At 66.0% G+C, this 17406-nt stretch carries 18 protein-coding genes; 10 read left to right on the forward strand and 8 right to left on the reverse strand.

Going from position 1 to position 17406, the window contains the following annotated elements; translation table 11 throughout:
* Positions 1-203: 203 nt before the first annotated feature.
* Genes rpoD through BGP17_RS19505 form a run of 3 tightly spaced genes read right to left on the reverse strand, consistent with a single transcriptional unit; the run spans position 204 to position 4610 of the window.
* The gene (rpoD, locus tag BGP17_RS19495) at positions 204-2231 is read right to left on the reverse strand and encodes an RNA polymerase sigma factor RpoD (protein ID WP_167298893.1); all 2028 of its coding nucleotides are present in this window, start codon (positions 2229-2231) and stop codon (positions 204-206) included.
* Between the two features lie 41 nt (positions 2232-2272).
* The gene (gene dnaG / locus BGP17_RS19500) at positions 2273-4156 is read right to left on the reverse strand and encodes a DNA primase (protein ID WP_286713263.1); all 1884 of its coding nucleotides are present in this window, start codon (positions 4154-4156) and stop codon (positions 2273-2275) included.
* Between the two features lies 1 nt (position 4157).
* The gene (locus tag BGP17_RS19505; RefSeq protein WP_286713264.1) at positions 4158-4610 is read right to left on the reverse strand and encodes a GatB/YqeY domain-containing protein; all 453 of its coding nucleotides are present in this window, start codon (positions 4608-4610) and stop codon (positions 4158-4160) included.
* A gap of 125 nt (positions 4611-4735) precedes the next feature.
* Here BGP17_RS19505 and carA point away from each other — a divergent pair, with 125 nt between their 5' ends.
* From carA to BGP17_RS19530, 5 genes are all read left to right on the forward strand, one after another.
* On the forward strand, positions 4736-5902 hold the full coding sequence (gene carA, locus BGP17_RS19510) for a glutamine-hydrolyzing carbamoyl-phosphate synthase small subunit (RefSeq protein WP_286713265.1): 1167 nt from the start codon (positions 4736-4738) through the stop codon (positions 5900-5902).
* Positions 5899-6462, forward strand: coding sequence for a hypothetical protein (locus tag BGP17_RS19515; RefSeq protein ID WP_286713266.1), 564 nt, complete (start codon positions 5899-5901; stop codon positions 6460-6462). Before carA ends, BGP17_RS19515 begins: the two co-directional genes overlap by 4 nt.
* Before the next feature lie 5 nt (positions 6463-6467).
* Positions 6468-9797 carry a carbamoyl-phosphate synthase large subunit gene (carB, locus tag BGP17_RS19520; protein ID WP_286713268.1) on the forward strand — a complete coding sequence of 1110 codons (3330 nt, stop codon included), beginning with the start codon at positions 6468-6470 and terminating at the stop codon, positions 9795-9797.
* Positions 9798-10004: 207 nt separating this feature from the next.
* On the forward strand, positions 10005-10481 hold the full coding sequence (gene greA, locus BGP17_RS19525) for a transcription elongation factor GreA (RefSeq protein ID WP_086129679.1): 477 nt from the start codon (positions 10005-10007) through the stop codon (positions 10479-10481).
* A 2-nt stretch (positions 10482-10483) separates the two neighbouring features.
* Positions 10484-11119: a rhomboid family intramembrane serine protease gene (locus BGP17_RS19530; RefSeq protein WP_167298899.1), complete on the forward strand. Its 636-nt coding sequence runs from the start codon at positions 10484-10486 to the stop codon at positions 11117-11119.
* Between the two features lie 19 nt (positions 11120-11138).
* Here BGP17_RS19530 and BGP17_RS19535 read toward each other — a convergent pair whose 3' ends face one another.
* Genes BGP17_RS19535 through BGP17_RS19555 form a run of 5 tightly spaced genes read right to left on the reverse strand, consistent with a single transcriptional unit; the run spans position 11139 to position 12863 of the window.
* Positions 11139-11357 (reverse strand): DUF4170 domain-containing protein, encoded by a 219-nt coding sequence (locus BGP17_RS19535; RefSeq protein WP_137861039.1) that lies wholly within the window; start codon positions 11355-11357, stop codon positions 11139-11141.
* Between the two features lie 59 nt (positions 11358-11416).
* On the reverse strand, positions 11417-11728 hold the full coding sequence (locus tag BGP17_RS19540) for a hypothetical protein (protein WP_167298900.1): 312 nt from the start codon (positions 11726-11728) through the stop codon (positions 11417-11419).
* Positions 11728-12060, reverse strand: a complete 333-nt coding sequence (locus BGP17_RS19545) for a DUF3618 domain-containing protein (protein WP_167298901.1) — start codon at positions 12058-12060, stop codon at positions 11728-11730. Before BGP17_RS19545 ends, BGP17_RS19540 begins: the two co-directional genes overlap by 1 nt.
* Positions 12057-12398 carry a phage holin family protein gene (locus BGP17_RS19550; RefSeq protein WP_286713269.1) on the reverse strand — a complete coding sequence of 114 codons (342 nt, stop codon included), beginning with the start codon at positions 12396-12398 and terminating at the stop codon, positions 12057-12059. Before BGP17_RS19550 ends, BGP17_RS19545 begins: the two co-directional genes overlap by 4 nt.
* A gap of 15 nt (positions 12399-12413) precedes the next feature.
* Complete coding sequence (locus tag BGP17_RS19555) at positions 12414-12863, reverse strand: hypothetical protein (RefSeq protein WP_167298903.1); 450 nt, start codon at positions 12861-12863, stop codon at positions 12414-12416.
* Between the two features lie 114 nt (positions 12864-12977).
* On the opposite strand from BGP17_RS19555, the gene eno reads away from it, so the two are divergent.
* The 5 genes from eno (at position 12978) to pdhA (ending at position 17405) form a co-directional block, all read left to right on the forward strand.
* Complete coding sequence (eno, locus tag BGP17_RS19560) at positions 12978-14255, forward strand: phosphopyruvate hydratase (protein WP_167298904.1); 1278 nt, start codon at positions 12978-12980, stop codon at positions 14253-14255.
* Between the two features lie 299 nt (positions 14256-14554).
* Positions 14555-14998 carry a hypothetical protein gene (locus BGP17_RS19565; protein WP_286713271.1) on the forward strand — a complete coding sequence of 148 codons (444 nt, stop codon included), beginning with the start codon at positions 14555-14557 and terminating at the stop codon, positions 14996-14998.
* Positions 14995-15735, forward strand: coding sequence for a TorF family putative porin (locus BGP17_RS19570; protein ID WP_286713273.1), 741 nt, complete (start codon positions 14995-14997; stop codon positions 15733-15735). The genes BGP17_RS19565 and BGP17_RS19570 overlap by 4 nt, the downstream gene beginning before the upstream one ends.
* Positions 15736-15840: 105 nt before the next feature.
* On the forward strand, positions 15841-16188 hold the full coding sequence (locus tag BGP17_RS19575) for an FtsB family cell division protein (protein WP_167298907.1): 348 nt from the start codon (positions 15841-15843) through the stop codon (positions 16186-16188).
* Between the two features lie 170 nt (positions 16189-16358).
* Complete coding sequence (gene pdhA / locus BGP17_RS19580) at positions 16359-17405, forward strand: pyruvate dehydrogenase (acetyl-transferring) E1 component subunit alpha (RefSeq protein WP_167298908.1); 1047 nt, start codon at positions 16359-16361, stop codon at positions 17403-17405.
* Position 17406: the final 1 nt, after the last annotated feature.

The raw sequence follows: 17406 nt of genomic DNA on the forward strand, positions 1-17406 counted from the left end.
GGGAGCAACCTGCACGGACAAAGTAGACATGCCGAACCTCGCGCTGATGGAAGATGGCGCGAGGCTATAGCTCCGGTGCCGGCGGGTCGAGATCAGGACAGGCAATCCATCCGGATTGGTGACATCTATTTCCTACCCGAAACGAAAACGGGGAAGGCGATGCCTTCCCCATTCCGAACTTCTGCACGGCGTTCAGCGATGGATCACTGATCGAGGAACGAACGCATCTTCCGCGAACGGCTCGGGTGCTTGAGCTTGCGCAGCGCCTTGGCTTCGATCTGGCGGATTCGCTCGCGGGTGACCGAGAACTGCTGGCCGACTTCCTCGAGCGTGTGATCGGTGTTCATGCCGATGCCGAAGCGCATGCGCAACACGCGCTCCTCGCGCGGGGTGAGCGAGGCGAGGACGCGGGTTACCGTTTCCTTCAGGTTCGCCTGGATCGCGGCATCCACCGGGATCACGGCGTTCTTGTCCTCGATGAAATCGCCCAGATGGCTGTCTTCCTCGTCGCCGATCGGCGTTTCGAGGGAGATCGGCTCCTTGGCGATCTTCATCACCTTGCGCACCTTCTCGAGCGGCATGCTCAGGCGCTCGGCCATTTCCTCGGGCGTGGGCTCGCGGCCCTGCTCGTGGAGGAACTGGCGGCTGGTGCGGACCAGCTTGTTGATCGTCTCGATCATGTGGACCGGGATGCGGATCGTGCGCGCCTGGTCGGCGATCGAGCGGGTGATCGCCTGGCGGATCCACCAGGTCGCATAAGTGCTGAACTTGTAGCCGCGGCGATACTCGAACTTGTCGACCGCCTTCATCAGGCCGATATTGCCCTCCTGGATCAGGTCCAGGAACTGCAGGCCGCGGTTCGTATACTTCTTGGCGATCGAGATCACGAGGCGGAGATTGGCCTCGACCATCTCCTTCTTGGCGATGCGCGCCTCGCGCTCGCCCTTCTGCACCATGTTGACGATGCGGCGGAATTCGCCGAGCGCCATGCCGGTCGACTGGGCGATTTCGGCGATCTCGATGCGGATGCGGTCGACCGCGCCGCCCTCGTTCGCGGCAAAGGCCGCCCATTTCTTGTCGAGGCCCTGGACCGACTGCAGCCACTGCTCGTCGAGCTCATGGTCGACATAGCGGTCGAGGAAATCCTTGCGGCTCACCTTGTGGCGCTCGGCAAGGCGCAGCATCTGACCGCCCAGCGCGGTGAGGCGCCGGTTGAAGCTGTAGAGCTGGTCGACCAGATACTCGATCTTCTGCTGATGGAACTGGACCGACTCGACCTCGGCCGTCAGCTCCTCGCGCAGCTTCTGGTACTTCTTCTCGTCCGAGGCGACGAGCTCGCCGCCGGCAGCCATCGCATCGAGGCGCTGGAGCTGCATCTTGGAGAATTTCTTGTAGATCGACGTGATGTTGGCGAACTTCTCGAGCGCCTGCGGCTTGAGCGTCTCCTCCATCTGGGCGAGGCTGAGGGTATTGTCCTCCTCCTCGTCGTCCGAAGGCCGCGGCGCGCGGCGCTCGGTCATCGAATCCTCGTCTTCCTCCTCGGCGACTTCCTCGACCTCTTCCTCTTCCTTGTAGGAGGGGCCGGCGGCGGCTTCGCTGATCTCGCCATTGTCGTCCTCGGCGCCCTCGACCTGCTCGGCCGACGGCCCCTTGGAGAGCATCGCGTCGAGATCGAGGATCTCGCGCAGCTGCATCGTGCCTTCGTTGAGCGCGTTGGACCAGCCGATGATCGCGTTGAAGGTGATCGGCGACTCGCACAGGCCCAGGATCATCGTGTCCCGACCGGCCTCGATGCGCTTCGCGATCGCGATCTCGCCCTCGCGGGACAGGAGCTCCACGGCGCCCATCTCGCGCAGGTACATGCGCACCGGATCGTCGGTGCGATCGACGGTTTCCTTCTTCTTGGTCTCGAAGGCCGGCGCCGAATCGTCGTTGCCGTCGTTCGAATCGGCGTCGTCGGCGCTGTCGTCCTCGGGCTCGGCGTCCTCGCCGGCTTCCTCGTTCTCGACCACGTTGACGCCCATGTCGTTGAGCGCCGCCATCACGTCCTCGATCTGCTCCGAGGACATCTGGTCCTGCGGCAGCATCTCGTTGAGCTGGTCGACGGTGATGTAGCCGCGCTTCTTCGCCCGCGCGACTAGCTTCTTGATCGAGCCTTCGTTGAGATCGATCAGCGGCGCGTCACCCGCCTCGCCGGTGTCGGTGACGTCCGCCATGTTCGCCTTGGCCATTCAAATCCTCGAAACTTGGATGGCGGCAATTATACGCCGCCCTAATCCTCGAAATTCTCGTCGTCCGCAAGCATCAGATTCGCGAGGCGCGTTTCCAGCTCCTGGCGCTGCCGGAGCAGAGCCGTTTGCCGGGCGAACGCCGCATCGTCGAAACGCTCGAGCATCGCGGCCGTTGCCTCTGCCAGCGCCGCGTCCACCGCGGGGCGCGCCACCATCACCGCGATCGCCTCGTTCAGGTCTTCGCGCGCTTTCCTTTCCTCGGCTTCGGGCCGGGTGAAGGAGAAAGGCAGGGTATCGGCCCGGAGCAGCTCGCTCGCCATCTGATCGAAACCGGACCGCGCCAATATGGTGAGTACCTTGGCACGATCAAGCTGCCGGTCTTCGAGCGCGACGTCGACCACCGCCTCGAACAGCTTGCCGAGCGCGCCCGATGCGCCGCGCAGGGAGCCGAGCACCTCCATGTGGCGCGCGATTTCGGCGGGGTGGCGGATCAGCCCGGCGAGCACCGCCTTGGCGAGGATGGGGTCGAGCCCGCCGGCCTGCACCGAGCGGGTCCGCTGGGTGAGCGGCGGCTCGGGCGGGATCCAGTTGCCGCGCTTGTCCCGCCTCCCGCGCGCCGCCGGCGCACCGGGGCCACGGGGGGCTCGCGCCTCGAACCCGCGTTGCCCGCGCCCGAAATGCGCATCGGTGCGCTCGCGAAACTCGGCGAGATACTCGTGCTTCACATTCGGATCGCTGATCCCCCCGGCAAGTTCGCCAAGACGGCGCTTCAGGCCCGCGCGCTGCTCGGGCGTGTCGAGCGGTTCGGCGGCAACCTCGCTGTCCCAGAGCAGATCGACCAGCGGCCGCGCCTTGCCGAGCAGCGCCTCGAAGGCGGCGGGTCCCTGGGCACGGACGAGATCGTCGGGATCGAGCCCATCGGGCAGCGTGACGAAGGCGAGGCTGCGCCCCGGCTCGAGCATCGGCATGGCGCGATGCGCAGCGCGGAGGGCCGCCTTCTGCCCGGCCGAATCGCCGTCGAAGCAGAGGAGGGGGACATCGGCTATCCGCCACAGCCGTTCGAGCTGATGCTCGGTCATCGCGGTGCCGAGCGGCGCCACCGCCTCGCCGAAACCGGCCTGGGCGAGGGCGATCACGTCCATATAGCCCTCGACCGCAATGATCCGCCCGGACTTGCGTGCCGCGGCCTGGGCGCGATCCAGATTGTAGAGCGTGCGCCCCTTGTCGAAGAGCGGCGTCTCGGGGGAATTGAGATATTTCGGCTCGCCCTCGCCGATGATGCGCCCGCCAAAGGCGATGGCCCGGCCTCGCACGTCGCGGATCGGGATCATCAGTCGGCCGCGGAACCGATCGTACGGGTCCTTCTTCTCCACCGAGATCAGCAGGCCGGCCTCGACCAGCATGGGATCGCCATAGCCCTTGAGCGCGTCCTTCAGCTTGCCGCGCGAATCGGGCGCGAAGCCGATGCCGAAGGCCCTGGCGGTTTCGTCGTTGATCCCACGCTTCCTGAGCACCGCGCGCGCCTCGGCGCCTTCGATGCCGTGGAGGCGCTCGACGAAGAACCTGGCGGCGTCCTCCATTGCCTCGTGCAGCCCCTTGGCGCGCTCGGCCTTCTCGGCGCTGCGGCGATCCTGCTCGGGCATTTCCATGCCGGCCGCCTGGACCAGCTCCTTCACCGCATCGATGAAGGGCAGGCCGCGCTGATCGGTCATCCAGCGGATCGCATCGCCGTGCGCGCCGCAGCCGAAGCAATGGTAGAAGCCCTTGTCGTCGTTGACGTAGAAGGACGGCGTCTTCTCGTTATGGAACGGGCAGCAGGCACGAAACTCCCGTCCCGCCTTCTGGAGCTTCACCGTCTTGGCGATGAGGCCGGAGAGCAGGGTGCGGGCGCGGAGCTCGTCCAGAAAGGCGGGGGTAAGGCTCACCTCAGGAGAGCGCCGCCTTCACCAGGCCGCTCGCCTTGCTCATGTCCAGCGTCGTCGCATGGCGCGCCTTCAGCTCCGCCATCACGCGGCCCATGTCCTTCATGCCCGAAGCGCCCAGTTCGGCCTTGATCGCCTCGATCGCCGCCGTCGTCTCCCCGTCGCTCATCTGCGCCGGCAGGAAGCGCTCGATCACCGCGATTTCGGCCTTCTCCGTGTCGACCAGGTCCTGGCGGCCGCCCCCTTCGAACATCTCGATCGATTCGCGGCGCTGCTTCACCATCTTCTGGAGCACTTCGATCACCATCGCGTCGTCGTCCATCTGGACGGATCTGGTGCGCTCTTCGATGTCGCGGTTCTTGATCGCGCTCAGGATCAGGTTGGTCGCCTGGCGGGTCCCCTTGTCGCCGGCCTTCATGGCGGTGATCTGGGCTGCCTTGATATCGTCTCGGATCATTTCGTCTCTCGTGAATCGGGAATTGCCCGCAATAGACCCGCGAACCGGTTGACGCGAGGGGGGTAGGGGTCTAGCGGGCGGCACTTAGCGACATTGCTGCACCTCAAATGGAGAGCCACCCCTAAATGGCCGACGCCACGCCTACGCCCATGCCTGCCGGAGCTACCGGCGTTCTGGTTTTGGCGTCGGGGGACGTGATCTGGGGGCGGGGCTTCGGCGCCGAGGGGCAGGCGGTCGGCGAAGTGTGCTTCCACACCGCGATGACCGGCTATCAGGAGATCATGACCGACCCGTCGTTCGCGGGCCAGATCATCAACTTCACCTTCCCGCATATCGGCAATGTCGGCGCGAACCCCGACGATGTCGAGGCGGACGATCCCCATGCGCTGGGCATGATCGTGCGCGAGGACGTGACCGAGCCGAGCAATTTCCGCGCGACCGAGCATCTCGATGCCTGGATGAAGAAGCATGCGCGGATCGGCCTGTCGGGCATCGACACCCGCGCGCTCACCCGCCGCATCCGCCTGGCCGGCGCGCCCAACGGCGTGATCGCGCATTCGGCCGAGGGCAAGTTCGACATTCCGCTGCTGCTCGAGATAGCACGCGCCTGGCCGGGCCTGGAGGGCATGGACCTTGCCATCACGGTCACCGCCGAGACGCATTTCGGCTGGGAAGGCGGCGTCTGGCGGCTGGGCTTCGGCTATGGCGAGGGCGGCCAGGAGGACACGCGGCCGCATGTCGTCGCGCTCGACTATGGTTCGAAGCGCAACATCTTCCGCAACCTGGTCCAGGCCGGCGCCAAGGTCACCGTGCTGCCGGCGCAGGCGACCTACGAACAGATCATGGCGTTCAACCCGGACGGCTTCTTCCTGTCGAACGGCCCGGGCGACCCCGCCGCGACCGGCGAATATGCGGTGCCGGTGATCCGCCAGCTGCTCGAGACCGGCAAGCCGTTGTTCGGCATTTGCCTGGGCCACCAGCTGCTGGGGCTGGCGGTGGGCGCCGAGACGACCAAGATGTTCCAGGGGCATCGCGGCGCCAACCATCCGGTCAAGCGGCTGGAAGACGGCGCGGTGGAGATCACCAGCATGAACCACGGCTTCGCGGTGGAACGCGAGACGCTCCCCGAGAATGCCCGCGAGACGCATGTGTCGCTGTTCGACGGCTCGAATGCGGGCATCGCGCTGACCGACCGCCCGGCGTTCAGCGTGCAGTATCACCCCGAGGCCAGCCCGGGGCCGCAGGACAGCCTGTATCTGTTCGAGCGGTTCGTGGGGATGATGCGGCGGTGAGTGCAATTGAGGACCAGCGGGCGCTGCTGAAGTTTCTCTACGAAAGGGTTTTCAATTCCCCGCATCGGTTCTGCACTCTTACAACATTAAGTGACGGCACCCAGCTCTCTCACGATAGTTTGGAATATCTGCGTGGGCTGGCTGATGACCTTGAAACCGCAGGTCTGATCATCACGCGTCAAAATTACCGGGCTTCTGGGCAGAGACTCCTTCAAATCTCGGCCCGCGGGATTGACGCTGTTGAGTCGAATTCTATTCCGGTCGTGGTTGATTCTTCGAGATGGACAGGAAGATACAACCTGACGGTTGCCCAAAGGGAAGGGGTTCACCGCCTTCTTGGCGAGATCCGTGCAGAAATCGATGGCTCTAAGCTATCTAACACTCGCAAGGCGAACGCATTGGCACTTATTTCGGCGGCAGAGACCCTAGTCGAAGCGCCTGATCCCCAGTGGCCCGAGGTAATGCGCCTCCTAAGGTCACCACTTCTAGGAAACATCGCAGGCGTAGCGGGCTTGGTTTTGGCAATCGCCCAGATCATGCTTGCTGCTGCGCAAGGATAGTATTGATGCCCAAACGCACCGACATCTCCTCCATCCTCGTCATTGGCGCCGGTCCGATCGTGATCGGCCAGGCCTGCGAGTTCGACTATTCGGGCACGCAGGCGATCAAGGCGCTCAAGGAAGAGGGCTATCGCATCGTCCTGGTCAATTCGAACCCGGCGACGATCATGACCGATCCCGAACTGGCCGACGCCACCTATGTCGAGCCGATCACGCCCGCGATCGTGGCCCGGATCATCGAGAAGGAGCGCCCCGACGCGGTGCTGCCGACGATGGGCGGCCAGACCGCGCTCAATACCGCGCTGGCGCTTGCGAACGACGGCACGCTGGAGAAGTTCGGCTGCATCATGATCGGCGCCGATGCCGAGGCGATCGACAAGGCCGAGGACCGGCTGAAGTTCAAGGACGCGATGACCAAGATCGGGCTCGAAAGCGCCCGCTCGGCGATCGCGCATAGCGAGGCCGAGGCGCTGGCCGCGCTCGAGCATGTCGGCCTGCCGGCGATCATCCGCCCCAGCTTCACCATGGGCGGCTCGGGCGGCGGCATCGCCTATAACCGCGAGGAATTCATCGCCATCGTGCGGACCGGCCTCGACCTGTCGCCGACGACCGAGGTGCTGATCGAGGAGTCGCTCCTCGGCTGGAAGGAATATGAGATGGAGGTTGTCCGCGATCGCAAGGACAACGCCATCATCGTGTGCAGCATCGAAAATGTCGATGCGATGGGCACCCACACCGGCGATTCGATCACCGTCGCCCCGGCGCTGACGCTGACCGACAAGGAATACCAGATCATGCGCAATGCATCGATCGCGGTGCTCCGGGAAATCGGCGTGGAAACCGGCGGTTCGAACGTGCAGTTCGCAGTGAATCCGAAGGATGGCCGCCTGATCGTCATCGAGATGAACCCGCGCGTGTCGCGCTCGTCGGCGCTGGCATCGAAGGCGACCGGCTTCCCGATCGCCAAGGTCGCTGCCAAGCTGGCGGTGGGCTACACGCTCGACGAGATCGACAACGACATCACCGGCGCCACTCCGGCCTCGTTCGAGCCGACGATCGACTATGTCGTCACCAAGATCCCGCGCTTCGCCTTCGAGAAGTTCAAGGGCGCCGAAGCCACGCTCGGCACCGCGATGAAGTCGGTCGGCGAAGTGATGGCGATCGGCCGCAACATCCACGAATCGATGCAGAAGGCGCTGCGCGGCCTGGAGACCGGCCTGAGCGGCTTCAACAATGTCGAGAAGCTCGCCGGTGCCCGCCGCGACGAGATCGAGGCGGCGCTGGCCGTGCGCTCGCCCGACCGGCTGCTGATCGCCGCCCAGGCGCTGCGGGAGGGCTTCACCGTCGCCGAAGTCTGCGCGGTCGCCCAGTACGACCCCTGGTTCATGGAGCGCCTGGCGGAGATCATCGCGGCCGAGGCCGAGGTGATGGACAAGGGGCTTCCCCAGGATGCCGCCGGCATGCGCCGCCTCAAGGCGATGGGCTTCAGCGACAAGCGCCTCGCCTTCCTCGCGCTCAAATCGGCGAACCTGCGCGAAGGCGCCGATGCCATGGCCAAGTCGTCCGGGCTGATCGGCGAAGTCGTCAAGGCGATGACCGGCGGCGTTACCGAGAACGACGTGCGCGCGCATCGCCACAAGCTGGGCGTCCGCCCGGTGTTCAAGCGCATCGACACCTGCGCGGCCGAGTTCGAGGCGAAGACGCCGTACATGTACTCGACCTACGAGGCGCCGAGCTTCGGCGAGCCCGAGAACGAGGCAGCGCCGAGCGACCGCAAGAAGGTCGTGATCCTGGGCGGCGGTCCCAACCGCATCGGCCAGGGCATCGAGTTCGACTATTGCTGCTGCCACGCCTGCTTCGCGCTGGCGGACGCGGGCTATGAGACGATCATGGTCAACTGCAATCCCGAAACGGTGAGCACCGACTATGACACGTCGGACCGCCTCTATTTCGAGCCGCTGACTGCCGAGGACGTGCTGGAGATCCTGCACGTCGAGCAGTCGAAGGGCGAGCTGGTCGGCGTGATCGTCCAGTTCGGCGGCCAGACCCCGCTCAACCTCGCCAAGGCGCTGGAGGATGCCGGCATCCCGATCCTCGGCACCAGCCCCGATGCCATCGACCTGGCCGAGGACCGCGAGCGCTTCGCCGACCTGGTCGAGAAGCTCGGCCTCAAGCAGCCGGCCAACGGCCTGGCGCGTACGCGCGACGAGGCAGTGAAGATCGCCGAGCGGATCGGCTATCCGGTGCTGATGCGCCCGAGCTATGTGCTCGGCGGCCGCGCGATGGAGATCGTCGACTCGACCCAGCAGCTCGACGATTACATCCAGACCGCGGTGCAGGTCTCGGGCGACTCGCCGGTGCTGATCGACCAGTATCTTCGCGATGCCGTGGAAGTGGACGTGGACGCGATCGCGGACGGCACCGATGTGGTCGTCGCGGGTGTGCTCCAGCACATCGAAGAGGCCGGCGTCCATTCGGGCGACAGCGCCTGTTCGATCCCGCCCTACAGCCTGCCGGCGGAGATCGTCGCCGAGATCGAGCGCCAGACCGAGGCGCTCGCCCGGGCGCTCAAGGTCAAGGGCCTGATGAACATCCAGTTCGCGGTGAAGGACGGCGAGGTCTACCTGATCGAGGTGAACCCGCGCGCCAGCCGCACGGTGCCGTTCGTCGCCAAGGCGATCGGCATTCCGGTCGCGAAGATCGCCAGCCGCGTGATGGCGGGCGAGAAGCTGGCCGACCTGCCGAAGATCGACCGCGACATCGATTATATCGCGGTCAAGGAAGCGGTGTTCCCGTTCAACAAGTTCCCGGGCGTCGATCCGGTGCTTTCGCCCGAGATGAAGTCGACCGGCGAAGTGATGGGCATCGATCTCGACTTCGCGACCAGCTTCGCCAAGGCGCAGCTGGGCGCGGGAACGGTGCTGCCCGGCACGGGCCGGCTGTTCGTCAGCGTCAAGGATACCGACAAGCCGGTGGTGCTGCCGGGGGTGCGCCTGCTCGCCGAACTGGGCTTCACCATTGTCGCCACCGGCGGCACCGCCGACTATCTGACGAACGAGGGCATCAGGGTCGAGCGCGTCAACAAGGTGGCGCAGGGCCGTCCGCACATCGTCGACCGCATCCTGGACGGCGATATCGCACTGATCTTCAATACGACGGAAGGCTGGCAGTCGCTGAAGGATTCGTCGGACATCCGGCGTTCGGCGCTCAATCTCAAGATCCCGTACTTCACCACGGCGCAGGCGAGCGTAGCGGCGGCACGGGCGATCGAGGCGCTGTCCAGGCACAGCCTCGACGTGCGGCCGCTCCAGGATTTCTACGCCTCGCGCGGTTGATCCGATCCCTCCGGCTCCCCGCGTTTCGACGGGGAGCCGGACCGATTATTCCAGCTTCGGCTCGAAGATAACTTTCCTAGCCTTGCAGTGCGGCATTGGCAGGCTTATTATTCGCGTTCGCACAATTGATCTTCCCCCATCAGTATCCATGTGCGGGCGTTCCCCCGGGGGCGCTTGTGGGACGGGGCGTTTTGAAGGACTTGGTGGATGGCGACGGTCGACAAGATGCCGATGCTTCAGGAAGGCTATGACAAGCTTACCGCGGAGCTGAAGCGCCTGAAAATCGAACGCCCGCTGATCGTGGATGCGATCGAGGAGGCGCGCGCGCACGGCGACCTGTCGGAAAATGCCGAATATCACGCCGCCAAGGAGCAGCAGGGCCAGAACGAAGCCACGATCGCGGATATCGAGGGCAAGCTCAGCCGTGCCCAGATCATCGATCCGCGCGAGCTTTCGGGCGACAAGGTCGTGTTCGGCGCGACGGTGACGCTGCTCGACGAGGACGACAAGCCGATCAAGTACCAGATCGTCGGCGAGACCGAGGCCGATGTCAGCAAGGGCCGCATCTCGTACAACTCGCCGATCGGCCGCGCGCTGATCGGGCGCAAGGTGGACGAGGAGGTCGAGGTCTCGGTTCCTGCCGGCGACCGCTATTATCTGGTGTCGCAGATCGAATTCATCTGACGATGGATTTGCGCCGGATTACGGCCACGTCCTGGATCGTGCTGGTCACGGTCCTGGTCAGTCTGTTCGTGCTGTTCACGCATCGCGAGATCGAAGCTGCCGTGCTCGGCGGCTTCATTCCCGCGCGCCTGACCGGTACGGTCGATACGCAAGGGCTCACCATGGTCCCGGCGTTGCTGACTCCGCTCAGCGCGACGCTGCTCCATGCCGGCCTGTTCCATCTCGGCATGAATATCCTGATGCTCGCCTATACGGGCCGGGAGACGGAGAAGGCGATCGGGCCCTGGGGCGTGCTGATCCTCTATCTGGTGGGCGCCTATGCTGCGGCGGGCGCGCAGTGGCTGGCCGATCCGCAGTCGGTACGCCCGATGATCGGCGCGAGCGGCGCGGCTTCCGCGATCGTCGGTGCCTATTCGCTGCTCTATGGCCGCTCGCGCGCCAAGCCGATCGGGCCCATTCCGGCACGCGCGGTGCACGTCGCATGGCTCGCCGCCGCCTGGGTGGCGATCAACCTGATGACCGGGCTGGCATTCCAGGCCGCGAATGTGGGAATTGCCGCCGCCGCGCATATCGGCGGCTTCGCGGCCGGACTGATATTGGCCCGGCCGCTTTTCCAGTGGAACTGGCGCAAGGCCTGAATTCCACCGTGCCCGCGGCTCAGCCCTTGAGATCGGGCTCGAGCAGGCGGTGCAGGTGCACCACCACATAGCGCATCTCGGCATCGTCCACCGTGCGCTGGGCGGCGCTGCGCCAGGCATTCTCGGCGCTGGCATAGTCGGGATAGATGCCGACGACATCCAGCTTGGACGGATCGACGAAATCAAGCGTCTGCGGATCGGTCACGCGACCGCCGAAGACGAGATGCAGCTTGCTCATTGGGCCTCCGAAAGCATTTTCTGGTTTATAGAGGCCTCTAGGAAGGGGGGGCGCCGGCCTCAAGCCTTTTGCGCTGCACCCTTCGCGGCATCGACGAGATTGCCGAACAGGGAGGTGACGCGTTCCTTGGCGTCGTCGCGGCTGGGCAGCAGCGCGTCGAACTCCGCCTTGCCGGCCTCCTTCACTGCCTGGACGGTGCCGGTGACCTTGCCGGCGATCTGGCGGCCGGTGCCTTCGAGCAGTTCGCGCTCCTTCCGGCTGCGCGGAACCAGCATGCCGATCAGCACGCCCAGCGCGACGCCGCCGGCGACCAGCACATAGGGGTTCTCGGCCAGGCTTTCGCCCTGCTCGTTCGCGGGATTGGTGCTCATCAGGAGGATCCTTTCTTGCCTTTGTGCTTCAAACCCGTGGCCGGGTCGCGAGTTTCATGCCGCCTGGAGAGGATGTCGCCGATCCAGCCGCGCGCCATGACGAGGCCGATGGTAGCGGCGATGCCGGCGGCGGCGAGGGGGCGGCTGCGCACCGCCTCCGCACCCTTGCGCGCGACGGTGGCGACGCCTTGCGCGGCGGTCTCCACTGCGTCCTGCGCCAGATTGGCGGGGCGCAGCCGTTCCTGCACCTGGCCGAGCGTGCCGAACAGCCGGGCCCGGGCCGCCGCGATCCGCGCCCTTGCGGCGTCGACGTCGTGCGGATTCTCGCTCACGGCCTTTCCTTGAAGATGCGCTTCACATGGGTCCAGGCGAGCCAGCCCATCAGCCCGGCGATCGCAAGGAACGCCAGGACGACGATCAGCGTCGCCAGTCCCGGGCCGACCAGCGGGGCGAGGGTGAGGACCAGCCCGACCACCAGCGCCACTGCCGCGGCCTGGGCGAGGGCGAGCGCAACCGCGCCCATCCACAGCATCTCGCGCGCGTCACGCAGCTTCGCGCGCAGCAACGTGCGATAATAGCCAAGCTCGGCATCGGCATAGGCCCTGCCGTCCTCGGCGAGCTGCTGGAGCAGCTCGCCGATGCCCTTCTCGTCAGGCTGTGGCGCGTCCACCCCCCGCTTCGCCGCTTACGACTTGTCGCTGTCGCCGGCGTCGGACGCGGCGTCCACGCCCGACTTGATCAGGCGCGCGAGCACGAAGCCCAGGCCCGCCGCGACACCCACCGCCACCGCCGGGCTCTTGCGCACGAAGGCCGTGACGTCGGCGACCAGATCGTCCACTTCCTTGCCGCGCAGGCTTTCCGCGAAGTTCGAAATGCCGTCCGCGGCGGAGCGGGCATATTTGCCGTAATTCTCGCCGAGCCGGGCATCGACGTCGTTGGCCGCCGACTTCATCATGCTCGCGACTTCGTCGAGCGCACCCGTCGCCTTTTCCTTGCCCTCGCCGGCCAGCGCGCGGGCGCGCTCGGCGGCCTGGCTGCCGAGCTTGCTCGCTTCCTCGCGCAGCTTGTTGGTCGCGGAGCCACCCTCGGCCGCAGCCGGAGCATTCAGCGTATCACCCGTCGTTTCGTCAGCCATGCCAAAAAACCTCCATGCCCATTGCGAAACAACCACGGCCACGTTTGCGAGTTCCATCCGTTGCCGTTAGAGGCCGCGTCGCGCCCTCACTGCCATACCTAGGGAGACCGTTCCGTGACCGCAATCATCGACATCCATGCCCGCCAGATTCTCGACAGCCGGGGCAACCCCACCGTGGAGGTCGACGTGATGCTCGAGGATGGCAGCTTCGGCCGCGCCGCAGTGCCCTCGGGTGCCTCGACCGGCGCGCACGAGGCGGTGGAGAAGCGCGACGGCGACAAGTCGCGCTGGCTCGGCAAGGGCGTCGACGCCGCGGTCGAAGCAGTGAACAGCGAGATCTTCGAGGAAGTCGTCGGCATGGAGGCCGAGGACCAGGCCGATCTCGACGCCGCGATGATCGAGCTCGACGGCACCGAGAACAAGGGCCGCCTGGGCGCCAACGCCATCCTCGGCGTCAGCCTGGCCGCCGCCAAGGCCGCCGCCGACGCGCGGGGGCTGCCGCTCTATCGCTATGTCGGTGGTGTCAACGCCCATGTCCTGCCGGTGCCGATGATGAACATCATCAATGGCGGCGAGCATGCCGACAATCCGATCGACTTCCAGGAATTCATGATCGTTCCCGTCGGCGCCGAGAACATCGTCGAGGCGGTGCGCTGCGGCTCGGAGATCTTCCACACGCTGAAGAAGAAGCTGCACGAGAAGGGCCTGGCCACCGGCGTGGGCGACGAGGGCGGCTTCGCCCCGAACATCGCCAGCACCACCGAGGCGCTGGACTTCATCATGTCGTCGATCGAGGCCGCCGGCTACACGCCCGGCGACGACGTGATGCTCGCGCTCGATTGCGCCGCCACCGAATATTACAAGGACGGCGCCTACCGGATGGTGGGCGAGGGCAAGACCCTGTCGTCGGCCGAGAACGCGGCGTTCCTGGCCGACCTGGCGGCGAAATATCCGATCTTCTCGATCGAGGACGGCATGGCCGAGGACGATTGGGAAGGCTGGAAGGCGCTGACCGACCTGCTCGGCGGCAAGGTCCAGCTGGTCGGCGACGACCTGTTCGTCACCAACCCGAAGCGCCTGCTGCGCGGCATCGAGGGCGGCTATGCCAATTCGCTGCTGGTGAAGGTCAACCAGATCGGCACGCTGACCGAGACGCTGGAAGCCGTCAGCCTGGCCCAGCGCTCCTCCTATACCGCGGTGATGTCGCACCGCTCGGGCGAGACCGAGGACGCGACGATCGCCGACCTCGCGGTCGCCACCAACTGCGGCCAGATCAAGACCGGCTCGCTGGCCCGTTCGGACCGGCTTGCGAAGTACAACCAGCTGATCCGCATCGAGGAAGAGCTGGGCGACGCTGCGGTCTATGCCGGGCGTTCGGTGCTGAAGAAGTAAGGCTGCCCTCCCTCCCGTTCGCGGAAGCGGTGCGCTCGCCTCCCGATCGTCGTCCTCGCCTTGGCGAAGATGACGGTTGGGGGAGGGCGGTGAAGAATGGGGGCGGCTATCTCGTGCGCCTTGGCATCCATCGCCACGGCAGGCCGGCTGGCGCCGATTGCCGCAGCGCGAGCGAATCCGCGCGATTATCGTGAGGAAGTGTTTCTGCCCGGTCCCAGCGGTTGCGGCCCGGCGCCTGCTTGTCCATCCGCGGGGGGACACCGGCCGACAGGAGCCGGTGCGCCGCACGGAGATGAGCCATGAGCATTGTTCTCGCGATCGGGCTGGCGCTTGCAGCCCCGGGATCCGTCCATTCCACCCTGGAGCATCGCACCAGCTTCGACCATGCCGGCGAGCGGATCGACACGCATTATCGCGCGCGCGTCGTCCTCGTTCGGCGGCAGGTCGGCGCAGCCACCAAGGCCGGCATGCCGTCCACGCTCCGCTGTACCTGGCGCGCGCATCTGCGCGTCGAGCGCGAGGCACGATCCGGCGAGAAACTGCGTTCGAATCGCAGCATCGAGCATAGGGCGATCCTGGAAGGCAGCCGCCCCGGCTGGTGCGGTGCGAGCGAGAATGCGGTAACGGAGGAAATCGCCCGACGCGCCGACGATATCCGCATGCGCCTGTTGACCATCGCGGACGAGGACACGGCGATGCTGAAGGCCGAGATCGAACCGAAGGGAGTGAACCGCGGGACATGAGGGTGAGACGGGCAATCGCATTGCCGGCAGCGGCGTTCGCAATCTTCTCGGGCGCGGCGGCGCATGCGCAGGACATCTCCGGTGGCGTGGAGCTGGCAACCGACGAGAGCCGCCGTGGCCTGAGCTGGAGCGGCGGGCGAGCAGTGGCCTCTGCCGATGCGCTGGTCGCGATCGGAGCGGCGGACGCGTCCGTCCGGATCGTCAGCACGCGCAATGCGCCGAGGCACGCCGATGCCGATGCCGTGGCGGACCTGGAACTGGGGGCGGCGACCGATGCCGGGCCGTTCCGGCTGCGCGGGCATGTGACTGCGCATCTGTTCGCCGGCGCGCGCGAGCGCATGGACTATGTCGAGCTGGGTGCCCGGGGCAGCTATACGCTGGGGCCGCTCCGGCTCGGCGCCGGTGCGGTCTATGCGCCGGGCCAGCGCGCCATCGGCGGGGACAATCTCTATCTGTTCGCGTCGGCCGATGCGGGCATCCCGGCCACGCCGCTGTCCGTATCCGCGACGCTGGGGCGCAGCACGGGAAGCACGGACGATCCGGTGCGCGCCGCCCGGCTCAGGCCCCTGGGCGACTATACCGACTGGCGGCTGGGGCTGGAGTACAGCCAATTCCCCTTCACGATCGGCCTCGATTATGTCGGCACCGACTTCGCCCGGCGGACGAGCGCCTCGCCGTTCGCAGACCTGGGCCATGACGGAGATCGCGTGGTCGCGCGCGTTCGCCTGGCATTCTGACGCTCTCGCCCGGCGCAAGCTGCCCGCAGGGGGGCAGGGGACGACTCGCGCCTCCGCACCAATACGGGCCTTGCGTGCGGCGCGTGGTTAAGCGAAAAACACCAGATGCGCTCGCGTAACGCTTCTCCGTTCCAGACCTTGCTTCGCCGGGCCGGGTTGCCCGCGCTGACGCTGATCGCCATCGGCTTCTTCGGCTACAACGCCGTGCTCGGGCCGACCGGCATCATGCAGACCAAGCAGACCAAGGTGGAGTATGAGCAGAAGAAGGCGGAATATGCCGGGCTCGACAAGCAGCGGGCCGCGCTCAAGAATCGCGTCGACCTGCTCGACAAGAAGCGTGGGGTCGACCCCGACCTGGCCGATGAACTGGCGCGCAAGCAGCTGAACGTCGTCCGCCCGGACGAGGTCGTGATCCCCCTCCAGAAGCATGCGCCGGCACCCGCCGGGCGCTGATCTCTGGACGCTGCATTGCAGCGTACGCAATCTGCACCCCTGGTTGCGCAGACTGCAATTGCCGTGGCGTCAACTGAACGGCACGCGCATTCCCGCGTTAGTTGCGCGGCGGGCGAAAACGCGCTTATAGGCACCCGCCTTCCCCCTCCCCGGACGAGGATTTCCTGATCGTGGCCAAAGCACCGGCTCGCAAATCGACTGAACCCGCAAAGACCAATCGCGAGCGGCCCGAAGAGCCGCAGCGCTACCAGGCTTCGAAGGAGGAACTGCTCGAGTTCTACAAGCAGATGCTCCTGATCCGCCGCTTCGAGGAGAAGGCGGGCCAGCTCTACGGCCTCGGCTTCATCGGTGGTTTCTGCCACCTCTATATCGGCCAGGAAGCGGTTGCGGTCGGCCTGCAGTCGGCGCTCGACGGCGACAAGGATTCGGTGATCACGGGCTATCGCGATCACGGCCACATGCTCGCCTATGGCATCGATCCCAAGGTGATCATGGCCGAGCTCACGGGTCGCGCCGCCGGCATCTCGAAGGGCAAGGGCGGCTCGATGCACATGTTCTCGACCGAGAAGAAATTCTACGGCGGGCACGGCATCGTCGGCGCGCAGGTTGCGCTCGGCACCGGCCTGGCGTTCGCGCACAAGTATAACGAGGATGGTGGCGTCGCCATGGCCTATTTCGGCGACGGCGCCGCGAACCAGGGCCAGGTCTATGAATCGTTCAACATGGCCGAGCTGTGGAAGCTTCCGATCATCTACGTGATCGAGAACAACCAGTACGCCATGGGCACGAGCGTGAACCGCTCGTCGGCGGAAGACCAGCTCTACAAGCGCGGCGAGAGCTTCCGCATCCCCGGCATCCAGGTGGACGGCATGGACGTGCTCGCCTGCCGCGGTGCCGCCGAGGAGGCGCTGGCCTGGGTCCGCGCGGGCAAGGGCCCGATCATCCTCGAGATGAAGACCTATCGCTATCGTGGCCACTCGATGTCCGATCCGGCCAAGTATCGCAGCCGCGAGGAGGTCCAGTCGGTCCGCGACAAGTCGGACCCGATCGAGCAGGTGAAGCACGAGCTGGAGGACATGAAGGTCACCGAGGCGGAGCTGAAGGCGATCGAGGCGGAGATTCGCAAGATCGTGAACGAGGCGGCGGACTTCTCCGAGCAGACGCCCGAGCCCGATCCTTCCGAACTGTATACCGACGTGCTGGTGGAGTCCTACTGAG

This window comes from Sphingomonas sp. 67-41 (assembly GCF_001899725.1).
In the GTDB taxonomy this organism is placed as follows: domain Bacteria; phylum Pseudomonadota; class Alphaproteobacteria; order Sphingomonadales; family Sphingomonadaceae; genus Sphingomonas; species Sphingomonas leidyi.

Excerpts from the sequence above, each read along its gene's own strand:
- BGP17_RS19555 (WP_167298903.1), bottom strand. The coding sequence starts at position 12,863 with ATGGCTGACGAAACGACGGGTGATACGCTGAATGCTCCGGCTGCGGCC.
- rpoD (WP_167298893.1), bottom strand. The coding sequence starts at position 2,231 with ATGGCCAAGGCGAACATGGCGGACGTCACCGACACCGGCGAGGCGGGT.
- BGP17_RS19565 (WP_286713271.1), top strand. The coding sequence starts at position 14,555 with ATGAGCATTGTTCTCGCGATCGGGCTGGCGCTTGCAGCCCCGGGATCC.
- BGP17_RS19575 (WP_167298907.1), top strand. The coding sequence starts at position 15,841 with ATGCGCTCGCGTAACGCTTCTCCGTTCCAGACCTTGCTTCGCCGGGCC.
- carB (WP_286713268.1), top strand. The coding sequence starts at position 6,468 with ATGCCCAAACGCACCGACATCTCCTCCATCCTCGTCATTGGCGCCGGT.
- greA (WP_086129679.1), top strand. The coding sequence starts at position 10,005 with ATGGCGACGGTCGACAAGATGCCGATGCTTCAGGAAGGCTATGACAAG.
- BGP17_RS19505 (WP_286713264.1), bottom strand. The coding sequence starts at position 4,610 with ATGATCCGAGACGATATCAAGGCAGCCCAGATCACCGCCATGAAGGCC.
- BGP17_RS19530 (WP_167298899.1), top strand. The coding sequence starts at position 10,484 with ATGGATTTGCGCCGGATTACGGCCACGTCCTGGATCGTGCTGGTCACG.
- BGP17_RS19570 (WP_286713273.1), top strand. The coding sequence starts at position 14,995 with ATGAGGGTGAGACGGGCAATCGCATTGCCGGCAGCGGCGTTCGCAATC.
- carA (WP_286713265.1), top strand. The coding sequence starts at position 4,736 with ATGGCCGACGCCACGCCTACGCCCATGCCTGCCGGAGCTACCGGCGTT.
- BGP17_RS19540 (WP_167298900.1), bottom strand. The coding sequence starts at position 11,728 with ATGAGCACCAATCCCGCGAACGAGCAGGGCGAAAGCCTGGCCGAGAAC.
- BGP17_RS19535 (WP_137861039.1), bottom strand. The coding sequence starts at position 11,357 with ATGAGCAAGCTGCATCTCGTCTTCGGCGGTCGCGTGACCGATCCGCAG.